The following is a 22,697-nucleotide window of genomic DNA, read 5'->3' on the forward strand; positions in this document are numbered from 1 at the left end:
TAAACGTCGGCCAGCATGCATTTGAAGCAACCAGTGGATGTTTTTATGCCAAGCCATGAAGCCAGAATTCCAGTGAGCCCGGTCGCCCCTCTCGGCGAAAGTCGCGCGAATCAAAAGCCCAATTTCAAAAACAGCGCCAAGACCACCGGAGAAGTTCATATGGAACCTCGTGTGACCGAACTCGAAACCCATTTGAAATACATTCGACGGGACATGGACGAAGTCCGCAGTGACGTCAGAACAATCAAACACCGCCTGGCCTACTCCGCAGGCGCGACCGCGGTAGTGCTGGGTCTGTTGGGTTGGGTGGCGAATAGCCGATTCGACCAGCTTGTGACACTGGTCAGCAGCTGACCGAATTGCACACGCAGGTGTCGGCTGAGTCGTCCGGCACCTGCACACGCACAACGGGATCAGCCGAGAAGGTCACTCAGCGGAATAAATGCGACCTGGTCTCCTTCGCTCAGCGTGCGGCCCTCCAGGACCTCTACCAGACCGTCCGCCCAGGCTGCGCTGCGTAGCACACCGGAACTCTGATTGCGGTAGACAATCGCCCGCCCTTGCTCGAGACGTCCTCGCAGGTATTCACGGCGATTGCCCGCAACGGGCCAGGCAAAGCCCGCCGGCACCGGGAATTTCAAAGGCTCGACGCCCTGCACACCCTGACGACGCAACAGATAAGGCCGAGCCAGCAGCGCAAAGGTCACCAACGTAGATGCCGGGTTGCCCGGCAAGCCGATGACCGGCACATTGCGAAAATGTCCGAATGTCAGCGGTTTCCCGGGTTTGATGGCCAACTTCCAAAGGGCCAGCTCGCCCTCTTCCCGTAAGGCTATGCCGAGAAAATCAGCTTCACCCACCGATACACCACCAGTGGAAAGTATCAGGTCAACATCCTGCAGATCCGTCAAACGGGCACGGGTCAAGGACAGATCGTCCGGGAGAATTCCGGCATCGATCACTTCACAGCCCAAACGTTGTAACCAGCTGCACAGAACCACGCGATTGCTGTTGTATATCTGCCCAGGTCCCAGCGGCTGACCCGGCTCGACCAATTCGTCGCCGGTGGAAATCACCGCCACTCGAACCTTGCGTACCACCTTCACACCAGCGCAACCCAATGACGCGCAGAGGCCTTGCTCGATAGGACCGAGCCGGGTGCCAGCCGTCAGGATCAACTCGCCTGCGGTTGTTTCCTGGCCTTGCGGGCGAATGTTCTGCCCGACTGTCATCCGTTCGACGAAGCGCACGCAGCCATCGGCCTGAACCTCAGCGTTTTCCTGCATTTCTACACAATCGGCACCCGCTGGAACCGGTGCACCGGTGAAGATCCGCACACAAGTTCCAGGCTGCAAGGGTTCAGGAAATTGTCCGGCAAATACCTTTTGACTGACCGGCAGTGGGGTGCCCGTCCAGTCCGCCAGATTCAGGGCATAACCATCCATGGCGCTATTGGGCCAGGGCGGTAGATCCAGGGTTGAAACCAGATCTTCGGCCAGCACTCGACCCTCGACCCGAGCCAGCGGCAAAAACTCATGCTCGACAATGGGCGAGGCCTCGGCCATTTCCAGCAGGCGCGCCAGCGCTACCTCGACCGGCATCAACGAGCCCGTTTTGCCCGTTTTACCCGCGCGATTCACAAGGTGCCGCCTGTTTCAAATGAGGTACGAAATTGCATGGTCGATGGCGGGCGTCCAGTTGCTCACCCAGAATGCCATCCCACCCTGTACGCACAGCATTGGTCGAACCTGGCAGGCAGCAAACCAGCGTGCCATTGGCCAGACCGGCCAGCGCTCGGGATTGCACGGTCGAGGTACCGATATCAGCCACAGATATCTGCCGGAACAACTCGCCGAAACCATCCACTTGCTTGTCGAGCAGGCACGCCACGGCTTCCGGCGTGCTGTCGCGCCCGGTAAAACCGGTGCCACCGGTGATCAGCACAACTTGCACTACATCGTCGGCGATCCAGTTGGCGACTTGCGCGCGAATTTTATAGAGGTCATCTTTGAGCAGAACCCGCTCTGCCAGATGGTGACCGGCGGCCGCCAGGCGATCGACGAAGACTTGGCCTGAAGTGTCGGTTTCCAGGGTTCGGGTATCGCTGACAGTCAGCACCGCAATATTAAGCGGCACGAAAGGTACATCAGCCTTGGCTTTCATAGGCTCGTCCAGTTGTAGGAGAAACAGCCCGGTGTTATATCACAGCGCCCCATTTCTTTGCCGCCCCTCTGGAGAGCTGCCATGACTGTGAATTCGCAACTGCCGCCCTGCTCCATTCTGCTTCTGGCGGGCGGGCGCGGCCAACGTATGGGCGGTCAGGACAAAGGTCTGCTGCAGTGGCAGGGTGAACCGTTGATCGCGCACTTGCAGCGCCAGACTCGTCAGCTGACCGATGACTTGATCATCTCCTGCAATCGGAATCGCGAGCGTTATGCACCGTTTGCAGATCAATTGGTGGGAGATGACGAAGAAGATTTTCCAGGGCCCTTGGCTGGTATCCGCGCAGGCCTGAAAGCCGCGCGTCACCCCCACCTGCTGGTACTGCCCTGCGATGTCCCGAGGATCGATGCCACGTTGCTGCAGGACATGCGCGAAACCGCCAATCTGAATCATGACAAACCTTTAATGTTGCGCCATGACGGGCACTGGGAACCTCTGCTCTGCGTAATTCCGGTGGCCTTGTTGCCGGCCTTTGAGGCAGCGTGGAGTGCTGGGGAGCGCAGCCCCGGACGGGTAATGCGCAGTCTCGGCGCCACCGCGTTGCAATGTCCCGACAATGACCCGCGACTGGCCAACCTCAACACCCCCGAACTGTTAAATGCGCACAACACTGTGTCAGACTGACACCATTCAAGGAACTCTCACGCCTTGTATACGTCTCAAGCTCAGTAACCAAAAGAATTCCCATTCGGAGACACACCCATGACTCAACGGACCCTCGCCACTTTCATGCTCGCACTGGGCCTTGCCACCCTCGCCGGTTGCTCGTCGCCTACAGTGATCACCTTGAATGACGGTCGCGAAATCCAGGCCGTCGACACCCCGAAATACGATGACGATTCGGGCTTCTACGAGTTCAAACAGCTGGACGGCAAAGAAACTCGCATCAACAAGGATCAGGTTCGTACCGTTAAAGAGCTGTAAGCTCTGGGTCGATACCGGATACAGAAAAGCCCGCATTGATTGCGGGCTTTTTCATGGGCGCTCGAAAAACGGCTTCGACATCACCATTGCAACGTGATCCGGCTCTCGAACTCGCGCTCTGCGCCGGTAACCGGATCAATGAACCGCAACCCCTGCGCCAGCAGTTTCAGCGGATTGGCGTAGTCGTCCTCGACGTCCTTCAACACATCCGGATAAAACGGATCGTTGCAGATGCTCGCGCCCAACGCCGTCATGTGGACACGCAGTTGATGTTTTTTGCCCGTCACCGGAAACAAGCCGTAGCGCCACAGATCGCCATTCTTTTCTCTGACCTCCACCGCCGTTTCGGTATTGCTGGCACCGGCGCCTTCCTGCATGCGGAAAAACGGTTCGCCATCCACCAGGCGGCTCTTGTGCACCAAAGGGAACTTCAGATCAGGCAGCGCCGGGGCGATGGCTTCATAGCGCTTGTCGATCTGCCGCGTCGGGAACAACGACTGATAGGCTGATCGGGTTTGCGGATTGGCCGAGAAAATCACCAGTCCCGCCGTATGCCGGTCGATGCGGTGCAGAGGCACCAGGTGTGGATTGTCCAGGCGACGAATCAGCCTGCGCAACAAGGTTTGCTCAACGTATTCGCCGGCAGGCGTGACCGGCAGAAAATGCGGTTTGTCAGCCACTACCAGATGTTCGTCGGCATACAGGATCGACTCGACCACCGGGATCGGCTTCTCGTCCGGCACTTCACGAAAATAGTGAATCCGCAGACCTTCCTTGTAGGGCAAATCCACCGGGATCGGCTGGCCATGGCCGTCCAGCACACGTCCCCGAGCGATGCGGTCCAGCCACTGCTCACGGTCGATGGCGCTGAAATGCTCGCACAGGCAATCGAGTACGGTCAGCCATTTACCGGGCGGCAGATAAAGTGTGCTCGCCTGATTCTGAGCAGCAGAGAATGTAGATGTGGACATACGGAAATCGAACCCTCAATGCAGGGCGGCATTATCCAGCAGTGAGGGAAACGAACCTAGCGCAGAATGTTCAGGCCGGAATTGTTTTCAGCGCTGCGGCATCGGTGAATTCCTTGAGCCAGCGCAAGACATCGACTGCGTCCCAGCGTCCCGGATCGTATAAGGCGTAAAGCAACCCCTGATAACCGACCACATCCAGTTGCTTGTGGTAACCGGCACGCTGAAACAAGGCCTCGATCTCGGCAAAGCAGGTGTTGAAGTGCAGTTTGTTGAAGGGCGTCTTGCCTTCGGTGACCAACCCGTCCAGGCGCAATTCGAGAACGGCCTCGCGCACCACGTCAACCGACATCCGGTTCACGCTGTTCTTCAACTGTTCGACATTGACCACGGTTCATCCCTCTGACGCATTTACTGTATGAACATACAGTAACCGAACAATCCGCAAAATGCCAAGGAATGGATGGCAGCGGCGACCGGCGGGATGAACCACAAAAGCGGATTAACCCAGAAACGCGACGACTTCATCAGCACTGAATGGCCAGCCCAGTTCAGCCCCGGTGTCGACACGACGCAGCACCGGAATTCTCAGGCTGTATGCCGCATACCAAGACTCATCCTCAGCAATATCGACCAATTCAACCAGCAGGCCATGCTCGACAAGAGGCATCAGTTCGGCCTCGGCGACTTCACACAGATGGCATCCAAGGGTGCCAAACAGCTGACATTCAGGAGGCATGATTGCTCAACCAAAAAATGAGTGGGCCTATTCTAGGCCCCACCTGAAAACCCGTCGAGCCACCGCCGCCCAAAGGCTCCAGCGCCCCGACAAAGGTTCACAGGCAAAACCCTGACGCAAATCAGTCCGCAGAAAAACCTTTTACGCGATCCTCCCGGACTTTTTACCTCTACGCTTGAAAAGCCTGAATCTGACATCGGAGTGTCCAGTGTTTGCCAATCTGTTGATCATCCTCGCCTCGTCCCTTGTGGTGATTGCCCTGTTCCGTCGCCTGCGGTTGCCACCGGTTCTGGGTTATCTGTGCGTAGGATTGCTGGTCGGACCGAGTGCGTTCGACTGGGTCAACGAGAGCGAACACTTGCCCGACGTCGCGGAGTTGGGGGTGGTGTTTCTGTTGTTTTCACTGGGTCTGGAGTTCTCCCTGTCGAAGATGATCGCGCTGCGCCAGGTCGTGTTCCGTCTCGGCAGTCAGCAGGTGCTGGTCAGCACCGCGCTGCTCGGGCTGCTATTGATGCTATTGGGCATGCCGATCACACCGGCGCTGTTGCTCGGCGCCGGGCTTTCGCTGTCATCGACTGCGATTGTGACCAAAGAGTTGGGCAGCCTTGGCGAGGTGTTCAGCAGCCACGGCCAGAATGCCGTTGGTGTTTTACTGTTTCAGGACGTTGTCGCGGTATTGCTGCTGACATTGGTGCCCGTGTTCGCCGGCAGCAGCGAGCAAGCCTGGTACTGGGCGCTGCCGCTGACGCTGGCAAAAACCGTTGTGCTGTTTGTCGGGCTGCTACTGGCCAGTCGCTGGATACTGCCGAGGTTGTTCCATGAAGTGGCGGCGTCACGCTCGGCCGAGTTGTTCGTGCTGCTGGCACTGGTGATTGTGTTGTTGACCGCCTGGCTGACTCACCTGCTGGGCCTGTCCCCCGCCCTCGGTGCATTTCTGGCGGGGATGTTGCTCGGTGAAAGCCACTATCGTCACCAGATCGAGGCCGACATCCGGCCATTTCGCGACATCCTTCTAGGTGTGTTTTTCGTCAGCATCGGCATGCTGATCGACCTGCAACTGTTCGTCAGTCACAGCCTGCTGATTCTCGGACTTACCGTCGGTTTGATGGTGATCAAGGGCATCGTCGTCGCCTTGTTGGTGAAGTGGCGCGGCAGTGACAGCGAAACAGCGTGGCGCAGTGGTCTGGCGTTGGCCCAGGGAGGCGAGTTCTGCTTTGCCCTGATGGCGCAGATGCAACAAAACAGCATGATGCCCGAAGGGCTTGGCAACCTTCTGCTCGCGGCGACGTTCTGCTCGATGCTGCTGACGCCATTGTTGTTGCGCGCAGCACCCCGCGTCGCTGCAGGGCTGCACCGCAAACCCAATCAAGAGGCACAGATCGAAGAGATCAGTGCGCTCAACGCCGACCTCAACCAGCACGTGGTGATTTGCGGCTACGGCCGGGTCGGCCAATCCATCGGTCGTTTCCTGCGCAATGCCAAACAGCCTTATATCGCGCTGGACAATGACCCGGTACGGGTACAGGAAGCCGCCAGTGGGGAAAGTGACGTGCATTACGGCGACTCGTCGCGCGGCGAACTGCTGACTGCCGTTGGCCTGCTGCGCGCACGACTCTGTGTGATTGCCGTGGATCAAACCGACGTCGCCCTGCGCATTCTCAAGGAAGCACGCCGCCTCAATGATCAGGTGCCGATTCTGGTGCGCACCCGCGACGACAGCCAATTGGCGGAGCTCAAAGCCGCAGGCGCCACCGAAGTAGTGCCTGAGCTATTGGAATCCAGCCTCATGCTCGGCTCTCACGCCTTGATCATGCTCGGGTTGCCGGCGCGTCAGGTTCAGGAAAAAGTCGACCAGGTGCGAAGTGACCGTTATCGCCTGCTCCACGGCTTTTACCGTGGAGCCGACGATGAAGAGACCTAATCCTGGCTCACTGCGCCGATCTTGTGCAGCGACAGATCCGCGCCGTAATACTCTTGTTCCTGACTCAGGCGCAGCCCGTGCAACGCCTTGATCACGCCGTACACGACGAAGCCACCGATCAGCGCCACAGCGACACCGAGCGCGGTGCCGATCAACTGGCTGATCAGGCTGACGCCGCCAATACCGCCAAGCGCAGTCTGGCCGAAGATCCCGCAGGCAATCCCGCCCCAAACACCGCACAAGCCGTGCAATGGCCATACGCCCAACACATCATCTATGCGCCATTTCACCTGCGCGGCGGTAAAGCACCAGACGAACAGCGCGCCGGCAATTGCACCGGTCACCAGCGCCCCGACCGGATGCATCAGATCGGAGCCGGCACAGATTGCGACCAACCCGGCCAATGGGCCGTTGTGCAGAAAGCCCGGGTCATTGCGCCCGACGAGCAGCGCCGCCATGGTGCCGCCGACCATCGCCATCAACGAATTGACTGCTACCAGACCACTGACGCCCTGCAGCGTCTGCGCGCTCATCACGTTGAAGCCGAACCAGCCGACAATCAGAATCCACGAGCCCAATGCCAGAAAGGGAATGCTCGACGGTGCGAAGGCCACCAGGCGACCGTCGCGATAACGGCCATTGCGCGGCCCCAGCAACAGCACCGCCGCCAGCGCCAGCCAACCGCCCATGGCATGCACCACCACGGAACCGGCGAAATCATGGAAAGCGGCACCGAACTGCGCCGTCAGCCACGCTTGCAGACCGTAGTTGCCGTTCCAGATCATGCCTTCGAAAAACGGATAGATGAACGCAACGATCAACGCCGTGGCGCACAATTGCGGCACAAAACGCGCGCGCTCGGCGATACCGCCGGAAATGATCGCCGGGATCGCAGCGGCAAAGGTCAGCAGGAAGAAAAACTTCACCAGTCCATAACCGTGATCGGCACTCAACACCGCCGCCGGCTGCATGAAGGTCACACCATAGGAGATCCAATAGCCTATAAAGAAATAGGCCAAGGTCGAGACGGCGAAATCACTGAGAATCTTCGACAGCGCATTGACCTGGTTTTTCTGACGGACCGTACCAACCTCCAGAAAGGCGAAACCGGCGTGCATCGCCAGTACCATCACTGCACCGATCAGAATGAACAGGGTATTGGAGCTGTGAACCAGGGTGTCCACAGCGCTTTGCAGATTTTCCATAAGCAGGCAGACCTAAAGGCGAAAAAGGCACCAAAGCGGTTCATGCGCACATTTCATGCACCAAGTTGCGACCACGCAGTCATGGAACCGGATGTCCGGCGAACTGCTTTGGCGCACAAGGTCGATGTCCTGACACGAACCGGCATTGTTTGGGATAAGGTTTCTCAAGGCGCACGCCCGGCAACAGCGCACAACCGCAGGACGACGCACCACGACACAGCAAAAGTTGTACCAGTCATTTGTACTGAACCTTCGCGCAAGGCTCATACTCGAACGCTTCAGACGTCACTTACGGAGATCCACCCATGGCCAGCATCAAGGCAAAGACTGCTCAAGAAATTCTCATGAACGACTTCCAGACCCTGGTCGCCGACACCGAACGCTTGCTCGAGCACACCGCCACCCTGGCCGGCGATCAGGCTGATGAGCTGCGCGAGCAGATCCACGACAGCCTGCTGCGCGCCCGCGAAACCCTGAAACTGACCGAAGACACCCTGCGTGATCGCGGTCAGGCTGCGGTCACTGCCACTGAAGATTACGTGTCGGCCAACCCTTGGCAGGCCGTCGGCATTGCTGCCGGTGTCGGCTTCCTGATCGGCCTGCTGGCCACTCGGCGCTGATTATGTCGATCGGTGAATCCGGCCCGACTGCGGGCACCGCCTCTTCCACGCGGCGCTTGGGCGCCGCCGTTCTGGGTCTGCTGCACAGCCATGTCGAGTTGTTCGGCATCGAATTGCAGGAGCAGAAATCCCGGACCGTCAGCCTGTTGCTGTTTGCAGGTCTGGCCTTGGTCTTTGCCCTGTTGCTGCTGGTGGGTTTATCGACCTTGGTCATGATCGTGTTCTGGGACACTTATCGCCTGGCCGCGATCATCGGCCTGTGCGTTTTCTATACCTTGGCCTCGATCTTCTGCGGACTGCGCCTCAAGGCTGCAATCTTCGATGAGTCCTCGCCTTTCCACGGCACGCTCGAAGAGCTGGCCAACGACCGGGAGCGCCTGCTGCCATGAGCCTGCCTGAACTGCCACACAACAGCTCTCGCCGGGAAATGCGCAAGGCGCTGATCCGCCTGCGCATGGAAATGCATCGACAGGAAATTCGCCATGAAGCCGGGCAAGTCCTGCAACCACTGCAACGCATGCGCGGCATGACGCAAAACTTGCAGGGCGGTCTGGGGATCAAGCACGCGCCGTTATGGGGTGTGGCGGCTGTGACGCTGCTGGGTTTCATCACCGGCAAAGGTGCCAAAAGCGGCGGCGTGGGTGGTTTGACCCGATTGGTTCGTCTTGGCACAAGTCTTGGCCCGCTGATCAAAATGGTCATGCAAAACTCCGGCAAACGCTGAAGTACCGCATCTGGCCACATTCTTGCAACATTCCCGGGATGGACCTCTTTGACCAAGAGGTTCAATCCTGAACGCCTATCCGGTCGACAGGTTCAACCAGAACAAGAACGACTAAGGAGGCTCCGTGATCGACGGGCAACCGCTCGCCTGCTTTCAACCCTTCATCGATACCGCCACCGGCCGGATTGCCGGCGTCGAAGCACTGGGCCGGCTGCGCCAGGCCGATGGACAACTGGTGTCGGTCGGGCCGCTGTTCGCCGACCCGCGCACTCCCGCCATCGCCTTGCGCCGTCTCGACCGACAGATCCGCGACAATGCCTTGAGCCGCCTGCATGAAGCGCCCTCGGACTGGTTTCTCAGCCTCAACATGTCGCCGCGCTGGATCAGCCGCTTGCGCCCCGAACAAGCGCTGCCAAGTCTCAAGCAAATCGCGCGACACCTTGTCGATCCACAGCGCATCGTTTTCGAGATCACTGAACTGGGCGGCAACGGCCAACGTCTGGCCGAAGTGGTCGCGCGTTATCGCGAGGCCGGGGCACGAATCGCCATTGATGATTTTGGTGCAGGCTATTCACAACTGGATCGGGTACTGGCGCTGCAACCGGACATTCTCAAACTCGACATGCGCCTGTTTCAGGCCGCCGCACTCGGTGGGCCGAGCAGTGATGTGGTCAAGGCGTTGGCGCAGATGGCCGAAAAGACCGGTTGCTGGATTATCGCTGAAGGCGTCGAAACCGAGGCGCAGTTGAATTTCGCTCTGGAGTGCGGATCGCGGTACGTGCAGGGTTTTCTGTTCGCTCGGGCGCAGGAAGCTTTTTACCCCACAGACGCTTTTGTGCAACGCTTCGCCGAACTGCGTCAACGCTATGTCCGGCAGAAACTGGCAGAACGGGCCCGCTTGATGCAAATGCGTCAGCAACTGGGCGAATTGATGACCATTCTGCAGAACTGGGCGCAAGCTCACGCACCGCTGAGCGCATTGCCACAACTGGACGCCTTTCCATGGCTGCTGCGGTTCTATCAATGCGACCGCCACGGCACGCAACTGACACCTAATCTGGAATGGCGGCACAGTGGCTGGATCGCCGACAATCGCTATCTGGGGCACAACTGGTCATGGCGTCCGTACTTCTATCATTTACTCGCTGAAGGCTGGGAGGAGCGGCGCCTGACGCTGTCCAACACCTACCGCGATGCAACCAGCAACCAGTATTGCCTGACGGCCGGGCAGTTCTTCGACAATGGCGAACGTCTGCTGCTGATCGACATTGATGCTGCAGGGCTGTAGTTGCGCTTGCAGGCTCAGAGCCGAACCGGGAAGCTAGGGCGAGCGTTGCCCATTAAGTTTCCACACCACAACGGGGAAACTAATTGGCCCCCAGTCACCTGTCGGAGAGAATCAGCCTTGGATTGGCAAACCCTGCTCAACCGCGAACGTCTCGGAAAGCCCCTGCACAGCCCGCAAGAACTTGGCCGCAGTCCTTTTCACAAAGACCATGACCGCATCATCTTCTCCGGGGCCTTTCGGCGTCTGGGCCGAAAAACCCAAGTGCATCCGGTCACCAGTAACGACCACATTCACACACGCCTGACCCACTCGCTGGAGGTCAGTTGTGTCGGCCGCTCGCTGGGCATGCGCGTCGGCGAAACACTGCGCAGCGCCCTGCCACAATGGTGCGACCCCAGCGATCTGGGCATGGTGGTGCAATCGGCATGTCTGGCCCATGACATCGGCAACCCGCCGTTCGGTCACTCCGGCGAAGATGCCATTCGCCACTGGTTCCAACAGGCAGCCGGGCGTGGCTGGCTGGACGGCATGAGCGAAGCCGAGCGCGGCGACTTCCTCAATTTCGAAGGCAACGCCCAAGGCTTTCGCGTGCTCACTCAGCTTGAATACCATCAATTCGACGGCGGCACCCGCCTGACCTACGCCACCCTCGGCACCTATCTGAAATACCCGTGGACGGCCCGTCACGCCGACTCCCTCGGTTACAAGAAACACAAGTTCGGCTGTTATCAGAGCGAACTGCCGCTGCTGGAGCAAATCGCTCAGAAGCTGGGCCTGCCGCAACTGGAAGAGCAACGCTGGGCGCGCCATCCGCTGGTCTACCTGATGGAGGCGGCGGACGACATCTGCTACGCCTTGATCGACCTGGAAGACGGTCTTGAAATGGAGTTGCTGGAGTACGCTGAGGTCGAATCGCTGTTACTCGGATTGGTGGGCGATGATCTGCCGGAAACCTATCGTCAGCTAGGCCCGCAGGATTCACGACGACGCAAGCTCGCCATCCTGCGTGGCAAGGCCATCGAACATCTGACCAACGCAGCGGCGCGAGCGTTTGTCGAGCAACAGGACGCACTGCTCGCCGGCACGCTGCATGGCGATCTGGTCGAGCACATGCATGGCCCGGCCAAGCGCTGTGTGTTGAACGCCAAAGACATTGCCCGCAAGAAAATCTTTCAGGACAAGCGCAAGACCCTGCACGAAATCGGTGCCTACACGACGCTGGAGATTCTCCTCAACTCCTTCTGCGGCGCCGCGCTGGAGCAACACAACGGTCGCACGCCATCGTTCAAGAGTCGGCGCATCCTCGACTTGCTCGGTAATAACGCACCGGATCCGCAGGGTTCTTTGCATACGTCGTTTTTGCGCATGATCGATTTCATCGCCGGCATGACCGACAGCTACGCCAGCGACATGGCGCTGGAGATGACCGGTCGTTCCAGTCACTGACCCGAACGCATTCAACCTGCCGATAGCGTCGGCCGGTTGAATGCGCAATGATCACTTTCTTGACCGGGAACCTGGATTGACACTTGCCTATTTCGAATAATTCTGTGGCAGGATGCAGCGGCGAAAAATACAAACAACAAGCGACTGTCCCGACCATTTAAACATTGAACAAAAAGCCATTTACAGCCAGCACTTGCAAAACATTCACGACCAACTATAAGCCGATGAACACCCTGCACTTCCTTACGTCATACCTAGTTTGATCGTAGTCCCTTTCCTCATTAGCTGTAGGAACAATCCGATAACACGACTGGAGCCAAGTCAGCTCATGCGAGCGCTCATTCAACTGAGCTAAGGTGCGCGCTTTATTCGTGCTTGTATGGGACTTGATTATGAAGTCCATAGGCCACGCCAGATTTCAGCGACCACCATCATAAACCCCGTAATTGCTGGGATATTTTCGACTTCACGATCTCAAAATACCCCTTTTTTTCATTGTTCGCTAGAAAATTATGGGGTACTTTTGGGGTATCCATCGCCAGACAACCCCGCGGATACCCCAATGCAGAAACCACTTACACCAGTCATCCGGCGTCAGGCCGACAGCGATGAAAACATTGCACTTATAATCAAAGAACTGCAAAAGCCCGGCAAGTATTCCGAAGGAACTATCCGAGGCCTTTACTTGCAAGTTAGTGGCACTTCCCAACTTTGGAGATTCAAGTTTCTGCTGGACGGTAAAGAAGGTCTGTTCGCCATCGGTGCTTACCCGGACATATCGATCGCCAAAGCGCGAGAACTTGCACAGGAAGCGCGCACCGCAGTTGCCAATGGCATCGCACCGAAGCGCGCCCGAGCGATCAAGGAAGAAGCACAACGCATTCAGGAGGGCTGGATCTTTACCAAGATCGCCGAGCAATGGCTCGAATTCAACGCCGGCCTGGCACCGAAGACCCTTTCCGGCCACCGCGGTGTACTGAAGAACCACCTCTACCCCGTTGTAGGCAACATGCCGGTGGCCGACATCGCCGTCAGCCAGGTGAAGACCATCCTGGATCGCCTCGCCCACTCGCCGACCATGGCCCGCCATTCACTGACCTTGCTACGCATGATCCTCGACCACGCCATGAACCACGAACTGGTCGACAAGAACGTGGCCGTGGGGCGAGGCGGGCTGCTGAAGAAGCACAAGACGGTGCACCGCGCCGCTCTTGAATCCCCGGAAGACCTCACCGAGTTCCTGCGCCGGCTGAACAACTTCGTTGCGTACAACGACAGCGTGATTTCAGCGTTGTGGATGCTGGTCCTGCTGCCCGTGCGCCCCGCCGAACTCGCCGCGATGAAGTGGGAACAGATCGACCTCGACAAGGCCGAGTGGCGCTTCGTGGTGCCAAAGACCGGGCAACCCCTTATTGTTCCCTTACCATCGCAGGCTGTCGGGCAATTGCGTGCACTGCAAGAACACAGCCGGGCACTCAACAAGAAAGCAGTGCCCAACTCTTCACCTTTCGGCAATACCGCCGCGAGCGAACAAGTCGACCCGCCGACCTGGGTATTTCCTTCCGCAGCGAAGTTCGGCGTGCCCATCTCCGCCGATACGCTGCTGGTGCGTATGCGCACAGGGCTTGGCTATGAACGCGGCACCATCACCAGCCACGGCTTCCGCTCGACATTCCGCACCCTCGGACACGAGATTTTGAAACTCGACCCGATCGTCCTTGAGCTGTGCCTGGGCCACCGCATGCCCGGAGCACTGGGCGCCACCTATGCACGGGCACAGCTGCTAGATCAGCGACGCGAGGCGATGCAGAAGTGGGCGGACTATATCGAGGAACTATGGGCAGAGGTCACTGGTGTGGCTTGAGTGCCGTAAATGACAGGTACGTGAGGGTGAACGCGGAAAATCTGCCCTTAGAGTCAGGAAAAAAGCATAGCTTAGATCGATCTAAGAAATTAGCTCTTAGGACTTTTTAGCACAAGGGGCGGAATTTTATTACCTGAGGGCCGCCGATTATTAGGCTGCTGGCACAGGTGATAAAAACTTGGGAGGCCTGGAATAGAGGCTCTGGCACAGGGCAGATTATCCCTTTTATTACCTTTATTACTCTTAGTAGTAGTAGAAGTAAAAAGAAGTGAATGTACAGGTTTGTACAGGCTGTATATAGGCCGTAAAAGGCTAAAAGCGCTGGAATGCGTTTCAGGTAATAAAGGTAACAACGACTTTTGTGCTGACATCTCTATTCCGGTGCTTTCAGGCCATTATTAGCTCTGTATTACCCTAATACAGAGCTAATAGACCCTTCAGACTGTAAGAATAGACAGCCGCCGTCATTGCCTCATTGCTCGCTGTACTGTGCTGAGCGACACGCCCAAGCCCTTCGCTGCTTCTCGGTAAGACATTCCGTTCTCGATCGCCGAACGGATCGCACCATCATCTACGGACTTCGCCCTACCTTTGTAGGCGCCGGCTTCCTTGGCCTTGGCGATGCCTTCGCGCTGCCGCTCCCGGATCATGCTCCGCTCGAACTGTGCCACGCTGCCGAGCAAAGAGAGCATGAGCTGCTGCATCGGATTAGCTTCCCCGGCAAAAAGCAGCTGCTCCTTGTGGAACTGCACGGCGACACCCTTGGTGGTCAGCCCCTCGACCAGCGCCAGAAGATCCACCAGAGACCGCGCCAGGCGGTCGATACTGTGAACGTGCAGGGTATCGCCCTCTCGAGCAGATCGCAGCAGGGCCTGCAGCTCTGGCCTGTCCACCGTGCTGCCGCTGACTTTGTCAGTGAACACCTGATCCAGGTGCACACCATCCAGCTGCCTGACTGTGTTCTGGTCCGCCGAACTGACCCGAATGTAACCAATGTCCATCGCATCACCTGTATTCATTAGGTTCTAGACATAATCATTCTGGTGAGCAATGGACCGTAAAGCAAGTGTCATTTTCAGAAGACGACTGCACCAATTGACGGGGCGTAACGCCAGATGTGCAGGCGACTCCTGACAACGCAATATCAGAAGTCATCTGCACCAATCTCGACTATGCTCAATACTCGTGTGCACCAAAGCGAGGTGTGAGCATGGCGTCAGACACATCATTGATTGCCGAGCAAGGCGTGGCCACCCTGCCCGATGCGGCTTGGGCGCAGGCCCGGCAACGGGCGGAAATCATCGGGCCGCTGGCAGCGCTTGATGTGGTCGGGCATGAAGCCGCCGATGCCGCTGCTCACGCGCTTGGCCTGTCCAGGCGGCAGGTGTATGTCCTAATCCGCCGTGCCCGGCAAGGTGCTGGGCTTGTGACGGACCTGGCTCGCAGCCGATCCGGCGGCGGAAAAGGCAAGGGACGCTTGCCGGAATCAGTTGAGCGCATCATCCGCGAGTTGCTGCAAAAGCGCTTCCTGACCAAGCAGAAGCGTAGCCTGGCAGCGTTCCACCGCGAGGTCGCGCAGGCTTGCAAAGCGCAAAAGCTGCGGGCGCCGGCGCGCAACACCGTGGCTCTGCGGATCGCCGGCCTCGATCCGCTCAAGGCCACTCGCCGCCGGGAAGGTCAGGATGCGTCCCGCAGCCTGCAAGGTGTCGGTGGTGAGCCTCCCGCCGTGACCGCGCCACTGGAACAAGTGCAGATTGATCACACGGTCATCGACCTGATCGTGGTGGACGAGCGCGACCGGCAACCGATTGGCCGTCCGTATCTGACCATCGCCATCGACGTGTTTACCCGCTGCGTGCTCGGCATGGTCGTCACGCTGGAAGCGCCGTCATCTGTTTCGGTCGGCCTGTGCCTTGTGCATGTCGCCTGCGACAAGCGTCCCTGGCTGGAGGGTCTGAACATAGAAATGGAGTGGCCGATGAGCGGCAAGCCCAGGCTGCTCTACCTGGACAACGCGGCCGAGTTCAAGAGCGAAGCGCTACGCCGAGGCTGCGAGCAGCATGGCATCCGGCTTGACTATCGCCCGCTCGGGCAGCCGCACTACGGCGGCATCGTGGAACGGATCATCGGCACGGCGATGCAGATGATCCACGACGAATTGCCAGGGACGACCTTCTCCAACCCTGACCAGCGCGGCGACTACGATTCCGAAAACAAGGCCGCCCTGACGCTGCGTGAGCTGGAGCGCTGGCTCACATTGGCGGTCGGCACCTACCACGGCTCCGTGCACAACGGCCTGCTCCAGCCGCCGGCAGCGCGCTGGGCCGAAGCTATCGCGCGGACCGGCGTGCCAACCGTCATCACTCGCACCACGGCTTTTCTGGTCGATTTTCTGCCCATCATCCGCCGCACGCTGACCCGCACCGGCTTCGTCATCGACCACATCCATTACTACGCCGATGCGCTCAAGCCGTGGATAGCTCGGCGCGACCGCTTGCCTGCGTTCCTGATCCGGCGCGACCCGCGCGACATCAGCCGCATTTGGGTGCTGGAGCCGGAGGGGCAGCACTATCTGGAAATTCCATACCGCACCTTGTCGCACCCGGCTGTCACCCTCTGGGAACAACGACAGGCGCTGGCGAAATTGCGGCAGCAAGGGCGCGAACAGGTGGATGAGTCGGCGCTGTTTCGCATGATCGGCCAGATGCGCGAAATCGTGTCCACCGCGCAGAAAGCTACGCGCAAGGCGCGGCGCGACGCGGATCGACGCCAGCATCTCAAGGCAACGGCAGTTCTTTTCAAAACCACGCCACCACCGGACGCGGACATGGCTGACCCGCAGGCAGACAACCAGCCACCTGCCAAACCGTTCGACCAGATTGAGGAGTGGTAGCCGTGGAAGAATATCCCATCATCGACTTGTCCCACCTGATGCCGGTGGCCCAGGGCTTGGCCCGTCTTCCGGCGGACGAACGCATCCATCGCCTTCGCGCTGACCGCTGGATCGGCTATCCGCGAGCAGTCGAGGCGCTGAATCGGCTGGAAGCCCTGTATGCGTGGCCGAACAAACAACGCATGCCCAACCTGCTGTTGGTCGGTCCAACCAACAACGGCAAGTCGATGATCGTCGAGAAATTCCGCCGCACCCACCCGGCCAGCTCCGACGCCGACCAGGAGCACATTCCGGTACTGGTCGTGCAGATGCCATCCGAACCGTCGGTAATCCGCTTCTACGTCGCGCTACTTGCCGCGATGGGCGCGCCATTGCGCCCGCGCCCACGGCTGCCGGAAATGGAGCAATTGGCGCTGGCACTGCTACGCAAGGTCGGCGTGCGCATGCTGGTGATCGACGAATTGCACAACGTCCTGGCCGGCAACAGCGTCAACCGCCGGGAATTCCTCAACCTGCTGCGTTTCCTCGGCAACGAGCTGCGCATCCCGCTGGTCGGGGTCGGCACACGCGATGCCTACTTGGCGATCCGCTCGGACGACCAGTTGGAAAACCGCTTCGAGCCGATGATGCTGCCGGTGTGGGAGGCCAACGACGATTGCTGCTCACTGCTGGCCAGCTTCGCGGCTTCGCTCCCGCTGCGGCGACCCTCGTCGATTGCCACGCTGGATATGGCCCGCTACCTGCTCACGCGCAGCGAGGGCACCATCGGCGAGCTGGCGCACCTGTTGATGGCGGCGGCCGTCGCTGCCGTGGAGAGCGGTGAGGAAGCGATCAACCATCGCACGCTCAGCATGGCCGATTACACCGGTCCCAGCGAGCGGCGGCGGCAATTCGAGCGGGAACTGATGTGAAGCCAGCGCCACACTGGCCACTGCATCCGGCTCCCAGGGAAGGCGAAGCCTTGTCTTCGTGGCTCAACCGCGTGGCCCTTTGCTATCACATGGAGGTGTCCGAGCTGCTGGAGCACGATCTTGGTCACGGCCAGGTTGATGACCTGGACACCGCGCCACCACTGGCGCTGCTGGCGATGCTCTCCCAGCGGAGCGGCATCGAGCCGGACCGGCTGCGTTGCATGAGTTTCGCCGGCTGGGTGCCTTGGCTACTGGACAGCCTTGATGATCAGATTCCAGATGCATTGGAAACCTATGCGTTCCAGCTCTCGGTGCTGCTGCCGAAACTCCGCCGTAGGACGCGATCCATCACGAGCTGGCGTGCCTGGCTGCCCAGCCAGCCGATACATCGCGCCTGCCCGCTCTGTCTGAACGATCCGGAGAACCAAGCCGTACTGCTCGCGTGGAAGCTGCCCCTGATGCTGAGCTGCCCACTGCATGGCTGCTGGCTGGAATCCTATTGGGGCGTGCCAGGGCGGTTTCTCGGCTGGGAGAACGCCGACGCCGAACCGCGCACTGCCAGCGACGCGATTGCGGCGATGGACCAGCGTACCTGGCAGGCACTGACGACCGGCCACGTGGAGTTGCCGCGCCGACGCATCCACGCCGGATTGTGGTTTAGGCTGCTACGCACGCTGCTCGATGAGCTGAACACCCCGCTTTCGACGTGCGGCACCTACGCGGGGTATCTCCGCCAAATCTGGGAATGCTGCGGGCATCCGCTGCGTGCTGGGCAAAGTCTGTGGCGACCGTATGAAACCCTGAACCCGGCAGTACGGTTGCAGATGCTGGAGGCGGCGGCAACGGCAATCAGCTTGATTGAGGTGAGGGATATAAGCCCGCCAGGCGAGCACGCAAAGCTATTCTGGTCCGAGCCCCAAACCGGGTTCACCAGTGGCCTGCCGGCGAAAGCGCCGAAGCCCGAACCCGTCGATCACTGGCAGCGTGCAATCCAGGCCATTGATGAGGCCATCATTGAAGCACGACACAACCCCGAGACGGCACGCTCGCTGTTCGCGTTGGCTTCCTATGGTCGGCGCGACCCCGCTTCCTTGGAACAGTTGCGCGCCACCTTCGCGAAGGAAGGCATCCCCCCGGAATTTCTGTCACATTATGAGCCTAGCCTACCCTTTGCATGCCTTAGACAGAATGACGGGTTAAGTGACAAATTTTGACGTGCAGAGCTTCCCGATGCAAACTGTCACATAATCGAACGTATATGTGACAGGTACAAGATGCTGATTGGCTACATGCGAGTATCGAAGGCGGATGGCTCCCAGGCGACGGACTTGCAGCGCGATGCGCTGGTCGCGGCCGGTGTTGATCCGGCGCATCTCTATGAAGACCAAGCGTCCGGAAAACGCGAGGATCGTCCCGGTCTGGCGAGCTGTCTGAAGGCACTACGGCCAGGCGACACGTTGGTCGTTTGGAAACTGGATCGGCTCGGGCGCGACCTGCGCCATCTGATCAATACCGTCCATGACCTGACCGGACGCGGCATCGGCCTCAAGGTGCTGACCGGGCACGGCGCGGCCATTGACACCACGACCGCCGCCGGCAAGCTGGTCTTCGGTATCTTCGCCGCGCTGGCCGAGTTCGAGCGCGAGTTGATCGCCGAGCGCACCGTGGCGGGCCTGGCCTCAGCACGGGCACGCGGCCGGAAAGGCGGCCGGCCGTTCAAGATGACCGCCGCCAAGCTGCGGCTGGCGATGGCGGCAATGGGGCAGTCAGAGACCAAGGTCGGCGACCTGTGCCAGGAACTTGGCATCACGCGGCAGACCCTGTATCGGCATATTTCACCCAAGGGCGAGCTACGTCCAGATGGCGAGAAGCTACTCAGCCGAATTTGATGCCGACATGAGGCGACGTAGCGAAAGCGTGGTTTGTCTCAATTTGACGGCGGCGAACCGCAAGCGTTCGGTTCGCCGCTCGTTTCGGTCGCAGTGCTGGCCCGCGCCTGGAAACGTTGATAACACTCCAGCCCGCAGAAGTGCTCGACGTACTCCGCGCCTTCCGGTGTGAAGGCGGCATCGAGCGGAATTTCCTTGCAGCACACGCAGCAACTGGTGGCGGTCGGATCATTTGCATTCATGGTGGCACCCCTCCATTGACTGACGAAGACGGCGAATGCCGCCGCCGGCATCGGCTTTGCGAACAGAAAGCCTTGCCCGCGCTCGAACGCTTGGGCCCTCCGCCGTAGTCCATCCATCCGGCCGGGAAGCGCTCATGATCTTTCCCTGAATGCCCGCAACGCCCGCGCCAGTGACAGAAGAAACAGGCCGGTCAAACCGAGCGCCGTGATGACCCAATACTCGACAAGGAATGCACCGGCGGTTGTGCCGGCCAGCACGGCAGCGAGGATGGACAGGTGGCAGGGGCAAGTCAGCACGGCCAGCGTGCCCCACAGGTAGCCGGTGAACGGTTTGTGCGTCTCGGCCGGCATGCGCTCGGGGCTGTTCATGGCAAACTCTCCGCATGCTGTGCCGGCGCGGTCGGCATGGCGGCCAACTGCACTTCCAGATTGGCCAACGCTTCGCGCCGGCGTTCGACGAACTGACGCAGCACAGCAAGCTGCGCGGCAGTTTCATCGCAGTTCGCCGCATCCAGCGCCCGGCACAGCCGCGCCAATGCGCCGAGGCCGATGCCCGCCTCGAAGGCGGCCCGCACGAAGCACAGTCGCTGCAAGGCGGCGTCATCGAACAGGCCGTAGCCACCCGTGGTGCAGGCGACTGGCCGCAGCAATCCGCGCAGCAGGTAGTCGCGCACGATATGCACGCTCACCCCGGCATCAAGGGCCAGCCGGGACACCGTGTAGGCGTTCATCGAACACCTCCTTTTGGTCGGTTCACGGCAATGCATATACCGTTTCGCCGAGTTCAATCCGCGCGCTGCGAATCCGATGCCGGTGCCGTAGAACATTGGGTCGATATCCGATCACGGTGTCCTAGATGACATGGTCTGCAACAGATGTCGATTAAACTCCTGGCCCAAGCCGAAAGCCTCGTGGACACTGACGATCGCCAATCCTTCCAATCCTTGATGCTTGGAGGCCCAGTCTTCCGCCGTCGGGACAGATGCAAAGAAATGTACATGGCAACAGAAGGACTGACGAACGTCGGCTGCTTCCTGCGGCAATACCAAGGACACCGCCATGCCGGCAGGTTCGACAGCCTGTATCTCGCTGGGTGAAACCGTGAGTGAAACGGGTGCTCCGGTTGCAGCGCAATGCGATGAGACGCGAGCTGTACGGCCGATCAGCGCCGGAAATATCAAGGTGTCCAGCGCGCACCAGGCATACAGACGGCGGTCGTCAATTTCAAAGACATACGAAGTCTCGCGCAAGGTGAGGCCGTAGCCGATGATGTTCCCATCTTTGTCATATTCGGTACTGGTGGCCTGTTCGAGTACGGCGGCCACTCGCTCAGCGGGCCAGTCGAGAATCCCGGCAAGTGTCGTTCGTGAAACCGGACGCCCCTTGGCGAGTTCCCGCAGTAGCGGGACCAAGAGATCCGCAGTACCATTGGTACGATTGACCGAAGTGAGACGTTCTAAAATATATGGGGCGAGCTTCATGGTTCCATCTCCTTTCATCCTGCGCAGCAGGACAATTGTTTGACATCCTTGGTGAAGGTCTGCGCCGCGAGCTTCAGCCCCTCGACCATCGTCAGGTAGGGGAACAACTGGTCAGCCAGTTCCTGTACGGTCATGCGGTTACGGATCGCGAGCACCGCCGTCTGGATCAGCTCGCCCGCTTCCGGGGCCACTGCCTGTACCCCAATGAGTCGTCCGCTACCTTCCTCGGCTTGTCCTTTCGAATTTGAATTGGATAGCGTAACCTTACTTCCGTACTCATGTACGGAGTCAAGCGGTATGGAAAATAATTTGGAGAACCTGACCATTGGCGTTTTTGCCAAGGCAGCCGGCGTCAACGTGGAGACCATCCGGTTCTATCAGCGCAAGGGCTTGTTGCCCGAGCCGGACAAGCCCTATGGCAGCATTCGCCGCTATGGCGCGGCGGACGTGACACGGGTGCGATTCGTGAAATCGGCCCAGCGGTTGGGCTTCAGCCTGGATGAAATCGCCGAGTTGCTGCGGCTCGACGATGGCACCCACTGCGAGGAGGCCAGCAGCCTGGCCGAGCACAAGCTCCAAGACGTGCGCGAGAAGATGGCCGATTTGGCGCGCATGGAGGCTGTGCTGTCTGACCTGGTGTGCGCCTGCCATTCGCGGCAGGGGAATGTTTCGTGTCCGCTGATTGCGTCGTTGCAAGGTGGAACGAGCTTGGCAGGGGCTTCCACAGCTTAGCGTGCTTTATTTTCCGTTTTCTGAGGTGCCCCCTACCAGCAACGCACCGCCGAAGACCGGCAGCAGGAGCGCGAGCAATTCCAGATGGTTAACCGGGGCCTGAAAGACCAGATTCAAGACCTGCAAAACCGGCTCATCCAAGCCGAGTCAAGAGCGTCCGAGCTGATAGACACTAATGCGCAATTACAACGACAAACGCATGAGCTCGAACAGGCCAATGCGATGCACAAAAGCACCTTGGATAGGCAAGTGGCCGATATCCAGAACTTGGAGCATCAACTTAACGACGCCTCGGCAAAAAACCGGGAGCGGAAGCATGAAAGCAAACAATTGGCGGATAATATTGCCGCACTCGCAAGCCAGAAAGCAGATGCCGATAAGCAGGTGGCCGTACTATCCCAAGCATTAGAGGTCACCAAAACGGATCTGAAAGCCTCTCAGAATAGAGCGGAAGTTCTGTCCGATGAGAACAAGTTGATTCTTCAGGAAAAAGCGGTGATTCAGGGGCAGTTTAAGCAGCTTCAGGAGTCACTGTCGCGATAAAGGCTTTAGTCAAACATTCATCGAAAAAGCTATATTAATCAATATATTATATACGAAGTGGCTAATTCCAACGCTTTTACCGGC

27 protein-coding genes and 1 pseudogene are annotated in these 22,697 nt (G+C 59.1%); 16 read left to right on the top strand and 12 right to left on the bottom strand.

Going from position 1 to position 22,697, the window contains the following annotated elements:
• The first annotated feature begins 45 nt into the window (after positions 1–45).
• Complete coding sequence (locus tag HU718_RS21235) at positions 46–354, top strand: hypothetical protein (protein WP_176470082.1); 309 nt, start codon at positions 46–48, stop codon at positions 352–354.
• Positions 355–413: 59 nt separating this feature from the next.
• Here HU718_RS21235 and HU718_RS21240 read toward each other — a convergent pair whose 3' ends face one another.
• Positions 414–1,640 carry a molybdopterin molybdotransferase MoeA gene (locus HU718_RS21240; RefSeq protein ID WP_016985465.1) on the bottom strand — a complete coding sequence of 409 codons (1,227 nt, stop codon included), beginning with the start codon at positions 1,638–1,640 and terminating at the stop codon, positions 414–416.
• The gene (gene moaB, locus HU718_RS21245) at positions 1,624–2,163 is read right to left on the bottom strand and encodes a molybdenum cofactor biosynthesis protein B (protein WP_095120454.1); all 540 of its coding nucleotides are present in this window, start codon (positions 2,161–2,163) and stop codon (positions 1,624–1,626) included. Before moaB ends, HU718_RS21240 begins: the two co-directional genes overlap by 17 nt.
• Before the next feature lie 81 nt (positions 2,164–2,244).
• Here moaB and mobA point away from each other — a divergent pair, with 81 nt between their 5' ends.
• Positions 2,245–2,847, top strand: a complete 603-nt coding sequence (gene mobA, locus HU718_RS21250; RefSeq protein ID WP_150706441.1) for a molybdenum cofactor guanylyltransferase MobA — start codon at positions 2,245–2,247, stop codon at positions 2,845–2,847.
• 78 nt (positions 2,848–2,925) lie between these two features.
• A complete protein-coding gene (locus HU718_RS21255) occupies positions 2,926–3,147 on the top strand; it encodes a YgdI/YgdR family lipoprotein (RefSeq protein ID WP_007908660.1) in 222 nt (73 codons plus the stop codon).
• Positions 3,148–3,227: 80 nt separating this feature from the next.
• Here HU718_RS21255 and HU718_RS21260 read toward each other — a convergent pair whose 3' ends face one another.
• The 3 genes from HU718_RS21260 to HU718_RS21270 all read right to left on the bottom strand — a co-directional run bounded on the left by HU718_RS21260 (position 3,228) and on the right by HU718_RS21270 (position 4,854).
• A complete protein-coding gene (locus HU718_RS21260) occupies positions 3,228–4,118 on the bottom strand; it encodes a pseudouridine synthase (protein ID WP_102900399.1) in 891 nt (296 codons plus the stop codon).
• 70 nt (positions 4,119–4,188) lie between these two features.
• Positions 4,189–4,506, bottom strand: a complete 318-nt coding sequence (locus tag HU718_RS21265) for a transcriptional regulator (protein ID WP_016985469.1) — start codon at positions 4,504–4,506, stop codon at positions 4,189–4,191.
• A gap of 111 nt (positions 4,507–4,617) precedes the next feature.
• Entirely contained in the window at positions 4,618–4,854 is a 237-nt protein-coding gene (locus HU718_RS21270; RefSeq protein ID WP_095120457.1) for a glutaredoxin family protein, read from the bottom strand.
• A gap of 208 nt (positions 4,855–5,062) precedes the next feature.
• Between HU718_RS21270 and HU718_RS21275 the strand changes: the two genes are divergently transcribed.
• On the top strand, positions 5,063–6,775 hold the full coding sequence (locus HU718_RS21275; RefSeq protein ID WP_150706442.1) for a cation:proton antiporter: 1,713 nt from the start codon (positions 5,063–5,065) through the stop codon (positions 6,773–6,775).
• Here the strand turns inward: HU718_RS21275 and HU718_RS21280 are convergent.
• Complete coding sequence (locus tag HU718_RS21280) at positions 6,772–7,980, bottom strand: ammonium transporter (protein ID WP_016985472.1); 1,209 nt, start codon at positions 7,978–7,980, stop codon at positions 6,772–6,774. The two genes, HU718_RS21275 and HU718_RS21280, sit on opposite strands and share 4 nt — an antisense overlap.
• A gap of 305 nt (positions 7,981–8,285) precedes the next feature.
• Here HU718_RS21280 and HU718_RS21285 point away from each other — a divergent pair, with 305 nt between their 5' ends.
• The 6 genes from HU718_RS21285 to HU718_RS21310 all read left to right on the top strand — a co-directional run bounded on the left by HU718_RS21285 (position 8,286) and on the right by HU718_RS21310 (position 13,922).
• The gene (locus tag HU718_RS21285) at positions 8,286–8,600 is read left to right on the top strand and encodes an ElaB/YgaM/YqjD family protein (protein ID WP_095120459.1); all 315 of its coding nucleotides are present in this window, start codon (positions 8,286–8,288) and stop codon (positions 8,598–8,600) included.
• Positions 8,601–8,602: 2 nt separating this feature from the next.
• Positions 8,603–8,989, top strand: a complete 387-nt coding sequence (locus HU718_RS21290) for a phage holin family protein (protein WP_016985474.1) — start codon at positions 8,603–8,605, stop codon at positions 8,987–8,989.
• Positions 8,986–9,324: a hypothetical protein gene (locus tag HU718_RS21295; RefSeq protein WP_016985475.1), complete on the top strand. Its 339-nt coding sequence runs from the start codon at positions 8,986–8,988 to the stop codon at positions 9,322–9,324. The genes HU718_RS21290 and HU718_RS21295 overlap by 4 nt, the downstream gene beginning before the upstream one ends.
• A 124-nt stretch (positions 9,325–9,448) precedes the next feature.
• Entirely contained in the window at positions 9,449–10,612 is a 1,164-nt protein-coding gene (locus tag HU718_RS21300; protein WP_016985476.1) for an EAL domain-containing protein, read from the top strand.
• 117 nt (positions 10,613–10,729) lie between these two features.
• The gene (locus HU718_RS21305; protein WP_016985477.1) at positions 10,730–12,058 is read left to right on the top strand and encodes a deoxyguanosinetriphosphate triphosphohydrolase; all 1,329 of its coding nucleotides are present in this window, start codon (positions 10,730–10,732) and stop codon (positions 12,056–12,058) included.
• Between the two features lie 562 nt (positions 12,059–12,620).
• Positions 12,621–13,922: a tyrosine-type recombinase/integrase gene (locus HU718_RS21310; protein WP_186613912.1), complete on the top strand. Its 1,302-nt coding sequence runs from the start codon at positions 12,621–12,623 to the stop codon at positions 13,920–13,922.
• Between the two features lie 464 nt (positions 13,923–14,386).
• Here the strand turns inward: HU718_RS21310 and HU718_RS21315 are convergent, their stop codons facing one another.
• Complete coding sequence (locus HU718_RS21315) at positions 14,387–14,923, bottom strand: recombinase family protein (protein ID WP_186613910.1); 537 nt, start codon at positions 14,921–14,923, stop codon at positions 14,387–14,389.
• Between the two features lie 209 nt (positions 14,924–15,132).
• Here HU718_RS21315 and HU718_RS21320 point away from each other — a divergent pair, with 209 nt between their 5' ends.
• The 4 genes from HU718_RS21320 to HU718_RS21335 are packed head-to-tail and all read left to right on the top strand — an operon-like array spanning position 15,133 to position 19,615.
• The gene (locus HU718_RS21320; protein WP_010791757.1) at positions 15,133–16,815 is read left to right on the top strand and encodes a TnsB C-terminal domain-containing protein; all 1,683 of its coding nucleotides are present in this window, start codon (positions 15,133–15,135) and stop codon (positions 16,813–16,815) included.
• Positions 16,816–16,817: 2 nt separating this feature from the next.
• A complete protein-coding gene (locus tag HU718_RS21325; protein WP_000393453.1) occupies positions 16,818–17,726 on the top strand; it encodes a TniB family NTP-binding protein in 909 nt (302 codons plus the stop codon).
• A 20-nt stretch (positions 17,727–17,746) separates the two neighbouring features.
• A complete protein-coding gene (locus HU718_RS21330; RefSeq protein ID WP_156867124.1) occupies positions 17,747–18,940 on the top strand; it encodes a TniQ family protein in 1,194 nt (397 codons plus the stop codon).
• 60 nt (positions 18,941–19,000) lie between these two features.
• Positions 19,001–19,615: a recombinase family protein gene (locus tag HU718_RS21335; protein WP_010981357.1), complete on the top strand. Its 615-nt coding sequence runs from the start codon at positions 19,001–19,003 to the stop codon at positions 19,613–19,615.
• A 38-nt stretch (positions 19,616–19,653) separates the two neighbouring features.
• Here the strand turns inward: HU718_RS21335 and HU718_RS21340 are convergent, their stop codons facing one another.
• The 5 genes and pseudogenes from HU718_RS21340 to HU718_RS29705 form a co-directional block, all read right to left on the bottom strand.
• Positions 19,654–19,857, bottom strand: a complete 204-nt coding sequence (locus HU718_RS21340; RefSeq protein WP_005413391.1) for a DUF3330 domain-containing protein — start codon at positions 19,855–19,857, stop codon at positions 19,654–19,656.
• Between the two features lie 132 nt (positions 19,858–19,989).
• Positions 19,990–20,226: a broad-spectrum mercury transporter MerE gene (gene merE, locus HU718_RS21345; RefSeq protein WP_005413392.1), complete on the bottom strand. Its 237-nt coding sequence runs from the start codon at positions 20,224–20,226 to the stop codon at positions 19,990–19,992.
• Positions 20,223–20,588, bottom strand: a complete 366-nt coding sequence (gene merD, locus HU718_RS21350) for a mercury resistance co-regulator MerD (RefSeq protein ID WP_000995361.1) — start codon at positions 20,586–20,588, stop codon at positions 20,223–20,225. The genes merE and merD overlap by 4 nt, the downstream gene beginning before the upstream one ends.
• Positions 20,589–20,699: 111 nt before the next feature.
• Complete coding sequence (gene merB, locus HU718_RS21355) at positions 20,700–21,338, bottom strand: organomercurial lyase MerB (RefSeq protein ID WP_000761850.1); 639 nt, start codon at positions 21,336–21,338, stop codon at positions 20,700–20,702.
• Positions 21,339–21,352: 14 nt separating this feature from the next.
• Positions 21,353–21,568: pseudogene (locus tag HU718_RS29705) on the bottom strand (oxidoreductase dimerization domain-containing protein); the annotation flags it as partial.
• Between the two features lie 67 nt (positions 21,569–21,635).
• Between HU718_RS29705 and merR the strand changes: the two are divergent.
• Positions 21,636–22,070 (top strand): mercury resistance transcriptional regulator MerR, encoded by a 435-nt coding sequence (merR, locus tag HU718_RS21365; protein ID WP_010981353.1) that lies wholly within the window; start codon positions 21,636–21,638, stop codon positions 22,068–22,070.
• An 84-nt stretch (positions 22,071–22,154) separates the two neighbouring features.
• The gene (locus HU718_RS29710) at positions 22,155–22,613 is read left to right on the top strand and encodes a hypothetical protein (RefSeq protein ID WP_011405611.1); all 459 of its coding nucleotides are present in this window, start codon (positions 22,155–22,157) and stop codon (positions 22,611–22,613) included.
• Positions 22,614–22,697 lie beyond the last annotated feature (84 nt).

It is taken from the genome of Pseudomonas tensinigenes, from assembly GCF_014268445.2.
Lineage (GTDB): Bacteria > Pseudomonadota > Gammaproteobacteria > Pseudomonadales > Pseudomonadaceae > Aquipseudomonas > Aquipseudomonas tensinigenes.

What these genes read in the sequence shown, in the direction of transcription:
- HU718_RS21235 (WP_176470082.1), top strand. Translation starts at nt 46, where the DNA reads ATGCCAAGCCATGAAGCCAGAATTCCAGTGAGCCCGGTCGCCCCTCTC.
- moaB (WP_095120454.1), bottom strand. Translation starts at nt 2,163, where the DNA reads ATGAAAGCCAAGGCTGATGTACCTTTCGTGCCGCTTAATATTGCGGTG.
- mobA (WP_150706441.1), top strand. Translation starts at nt 2,245, where the DNA reads ATGACTGTGAATTCGCAACTGCCGCCCTGCTCCATTCTGCTTCTGGCG.
- HU718_RS21255 (WP_007908660.1), top strand. Translation starts at nt 2,926, where the DNA reads ATGACTCAACGGACCCTCGCCACTTTCATGCTCGCACTGGGCCTTGCC.
- HU718_RS21260 (WP_102900399.1), bottom strand. Translation starts at nt 4,118, where the DNA reads ATGTCCACATCTACATTCTCTGCTGCTCAGAATCAGGCGAGCACACTT.
- HU718_RS21270 (WP_095120457.1), bottom strand. Translation starts at nt 4,854, where the DNA reads ATGCCTCCTGAATGTCAGCTGTTTGGCACCCTTGGATGCCATCTGTGT.
- HU718_RS21280 (WP_016985472.1), bottom strand. Translation starts at nt 7,980, where the DNA reads ATGGAAAATCTGCAAAGCGCTGTGGACACCCTGGTTCACAGCTCCAAT.
- HU718_RS21285 (WP_095120459.1), top strand. Translation starts at nt 8,286, where the DNA reads ATGGCCAGCATCAAGGCAAAGACTGCTCAAGAAATTCTCATGAACGAC.
- HU718_RS21290 (WP_016985474.1), top strand. Translation starts at nt 8,603, where the DNA reads ATGTCGATCGGTGAATCCGGCCCGACTGCGGGCACCGCCTCTTCCACG.
- HU718_RS21295 (WP_016985475.1), top strand. Translation starts at nt 8,986, where the DNA reads ATGAGCCTGCCTGAACTGCCACACAACAGCTCTCGCCGGGAAATGCGC.
- HU718_RS21310 (WP_186613912.1), top strand. Translation starts at nt 12,621, where the DNA reads ATGCAGAAACCACTTACACCAGTCATCCGGCGTCAGGCCGACAGCGAT.
- HU718_RS21315 (WP_186613910.1), bottom strand. Translation starts at nt 14,923, where the DNA reads ATGGACATTGGTTACATTCGGGTCAGTTCGGCGGACCAGAACACAGTC.
- HU718_RS21320 (WP_010791757.1), top strand. Translation starts at nt 15,133, where the DNA reads ATGGCGTCAGACACATCATTGATTGCCGAGCAAGGCGTGGCCACCCTG.
- HU718_RS21335 (WP_010981357.1), top strand. Translation starts at nt 19,001, where the DNA reads ATGCTGATTGGCTACATGCGAGTATCGAAGGCGGATGGCTCCCAGGCG.
- HU718_RS21340 (WP_005413391.1), bottom strand. Translation starts at nt 19,857, where the DNA reads ATGAATGCAAATGATCCGACCGCCACCAGTTGCTGCGTGTGCTGCAAG.
- merE (WP_005413392.1), bottom strand. Translation starts at nt 20,226, where the DNA reads ATGAACAGCCCCGAGCGCATGCCGGCCGAGACGCACAAACCGTTCACC.
- merD (WP_000995361.1), bottom strand. Translation starts at nt 20,588, where the DNA reads ATGAACGCCTACACGGTGTCCCGGCTGGCCCTTGATGCCGGGGTGAGC.
- merB (WP_000761850.1), bottom strand. Translation starts at nt 21,338, where the DNA reads ATGAAGCTCGCCCCATATATTTTAGAACGTCTCACTTCGGTCAATCGT.
- merR (WP_010981353.1), top strand. Translation starts at nt 21,636, where the DNA reads ATGGAAAATAATTTGGAGAACCTGACCATTGGCGTTTTTGCCAAGGCA.
- HU718_RS29710 (WP_011405611.1), top strand. Translation starts at nt 22,155, where the DNA reads ATGGTTAACCGGGGCCTGAAAGACCAGATTCAAGACCTGCAAAACCGG.